6 protein-coding genes and 1 pseudogene are annotated in these 2576 nt (G+C 43.8%); all 7 read left to right on the top strand.

The window, feature by feature from the left end:
- A pseudogene (locus HMPREF9538_RS29400) lies at positions 1-247 on the top strand (DNA-binding protein); the annotation flags it as partial.
- A gap of 43 nt (positions 248-290) precedes the next feature.
- Positions 291-659, top strand: coding sequence for a hypothetical protein (locus tag HMPREF9538_RS21155; protein ID WP_004152105.1), 369 nt, complete (start codon positions 291-293; stop codon positions 657-659).
- Between the two features lie 33 nt (positions 660-692).
- The gene (locus HMPREF9538_RS21150) at positions 693-896 is read left to right on the top strand and encodes an HHA domain-containing protein (RefSeq protein ID WP_004152106.1); all 204 of its coding nucleotides are present in this window, start codon (positions 693-695) and stop codon (positions 894-896) included.
- Between the two features lie 48 nt (positions 897-944).
- Positions 945-1202, top strand: a complete 258-nt coding sequence (locus HMPREF9538_RS21145) for a hypothetical protein (RefSeq protein WP_004152107.1) — start codon at positions 945-947, stop codon at positions 1200-1202.
- A gap of 75 nt (positions 1203-1277) precedes the next feature.
- Entirely contained in the window at positions 1278-1532 is a 255-nt protein-coding gene (locus HMPREF9538_RS21140) for a hypothetical protein (protein ID WP_004152108.1), read from the top strand.
- Positions 1533-1707: 175 nt separating this feature from the next.
- Positions 1708-1974 carry a DUF1778 domain-containing protein gene (locus HMPREF9538_RS21135; RefSeq protein WP_003026799.1) on the top strand — a complete coding sequence of 89 codons (267 nt, stop codon included), beginning with the start codon at positions 1708-1710 and terminating at the stop codon, positions 1972-1974.
- Complete coding sequence (locus HMPREF9538_RS21130; protein WP_003026803.1) at positions 1962-2444, top strand: GNAT family N-acetyltransferase; 483 nt, start codon at positions 1962-1964, stop codon at positions 2442-2444. The genes HMPREF9538_RS21135 and HMPREF9538_RS21130 overlap by 13 nt, the downstream gene beginning before the upstream one ends.
- Positions 2445-2576: the final 132 nt, after the last annotated feature.

A 2576-nucleotide genomic window follows, 5' to 3' on the forward strand; every position in this document is an offset into this window, starting at 1 on the left:
AGACGAAAAAACCTTACTGAGTGATGCGCTTGAACCGGTCCCGGATGAAGAGATCGGTACGCATCTTTTCTGGCTTTCCGAGAAACTGGGCAGAACGCCTTTCAGTGTTGCTTTCCAGATCGCGGCAATCAGGGAGCTGCAGGACGGCTGGGAGGAGCAGTTCAGGGAGATTTCGGATAAAATTCGCTTGTCCGGCCTGAGCATCAGTGATTATCTGAAGCAGAACGGCACGGGCCATAACGCCTGAAGAAATTTGCGTTACAGAAAAATTATATAACTGAGGGGCAGTGATGAAAACAGCGATATGGGTGGTGGTGTATTTCACGATGTGTTTTCTGCTTTTCACAGGCTGGATTTTCGCCTTTGCGCAGTATGCGCCCTATAACGGGCAGGAACACGCGTTTTCTCTGACGTATCTGCTTAATTTATTTTTTCTTCATGTAGTGATGGTACCTTACTACGAGTTTTTTCAGACTGAAATATACAGCAATGTATTAATGAGTCTGGCAGATGAATCCGGTCAGATGATACGTTTTCATCACGTGGTACCTGTTCTAGGGATATATAGTCTGTCCGCACTCTTAACTTTTGTAGGTTACATCATATATGCAAAATGGTTCACTCATAACCGGCTGAAAGGAAATCTTCTTCCAAAATGAAATTACCGGGACACCTCAGGATATAAAAAACCAATGACGAAACAGGAATGGATTTTAAGACTACGCCGCTGTACATCTAAGGAAACTCTGGAAAGGATAATAGAAAAAAATAAATATTCCCTGACGGATGACGAACTTGAGCACTTTAATGCCGCAGTGGATCACCGGCTGGCGGAAATGGCAATGGGGAAGTTTTATGATAAAATTCCTGCAGGCGTCTGGAAATATGTTAAATAAAACAGCCAGCATCAGTCTGTTCGCAGTTATCTCACCTGGAGCGCAATCATGAATATGATATTTGAACTGATTGGATTGTTACTTGTAGTCGGATGCGCATTCTTCACCACTTTTTTCTTAGCCGCAGTAGCAGGCACTATGGTAGTTATTTTTGGGTGGGGAATTTCTATTGTCACCCCGAAGTTGGTTACCTGTACTAATGATTGCATCACTACTGTTTTTGATGCCAAACCCTTTGGCTGGCTTCTGATTGTGTTTTCATTAACCATGATGTTCTTTATTATCAGAGGTATGATTAAACGTTAGATTGCCTTTAGTGTGTAGTTAAATCATCATCATAACAGCGTTAATCTGAAACTGATATTGCCGGAGGGGATCATCATGACGGGAAGAGGCATTAACACAGTACGTATCGGCGATGAAGTGAAGCACATCACCGAGCTCGATGCACTAACACTCATGCATGAATGGTCAAAGCTTAAAAAAGAAAATGCAGACCTGTATGACTATAACGGTCAGGTTAACCGGGGGTGGCGCGGCTTTATTCTTCGCATGATGGGTATCCATTTGCCTGATAACGACCGTGTTCGTCTTCAGGGCATTAATGCCAGAAAAGACTCCATCTATCCAGAATGAAGCCACGCCTGCAGCGATAATGAGCTGACTATTGCAGAAGATCAGCCATCATTTTTCATTAAATGTATGATATTTAACATAAAACGCATTATCGGTACTTTGAAGTGTATAGCATTTGCTATACGTTCGTGTTGTGTTATTCTTGTATATCAATTGCTATACAAGAGAGGTGTGTATGAAATCAGATGTTCAACTCAACCTAAGAGCTAAAGAGTCTCAGAGAGCACTCATCGATGCTGCTGCAGAGATCCTTCATAAATCGCGAACCGACTTTATCCTGGAGATGGCCTGCAAGGCTGCGGAGAATGTGATCCTTGATCGCCGTGTTTTCAATTTTAACGACGAACAGTATGCAGAGTTCATCGATATGCTCGATGCACCAGTCGAGGATGAGCCCGCCATTAATAAACTACTGGCAAGGAAACCTCAGTGGGACGTATAACCACGCCCGAGCCGTTATCCAGCTCTCATCAGCTGGCTGAGTTCGTCAGTGGAGAGACAGTCCTCGATGAATGGCTAAAACAGAGAGGTTTAAAAAATCAAGCTCTTGGCGCTGCCCGAACGTTCGTTGTTTGCAAGACGGGTACGAAGCAAGTAGCTGGTTTTTACTCTTTGGCCACCGGTAGCGTTAACCATACGGAAGCGACAGGTAGTCTTCGGCGTAACATGCCAGATCCTATACCGGTGATTATACTCGCTCGCCTGGCGGTAGATGTCTCATTGCACGGAAAAGGGGTTGGCGCCGATTTACTCCACGATGCAGTTCTACGGTGTTATCGCGTAGCTGAGAACATTGGGGTTCGTGCGATAATGGTTCATGCGCTTACTGAAGAAGCCAAAGGTTTCTATGCTCACCATGGATTTAAGGCATCACAAACTCATGAGAGGACTCTGTTTCTAAAGCTTCCATGACTGGTTGCTGGAATGGGAAAGTAGCTGGTTACCGTCTTAACATATTGATTTTTATGTTATTTATTTTAATATTTAACATAATCTTTGTTATGCGCACCTGTATTGTAATGGCTCAATAGTAATGTCCGCCTG

It is taken from the genome of Klebsiella sp. MS 92-3, assembly GCF_000195655.1.
In the GTDB taxonomy this organism is placed as follows: Bacteria; Pseudomonadota; Gammaproteobacteria; order Enterobacterales; family Enterobacteriaceae; genus Klebsiella; species Klebsiella pneumoniae.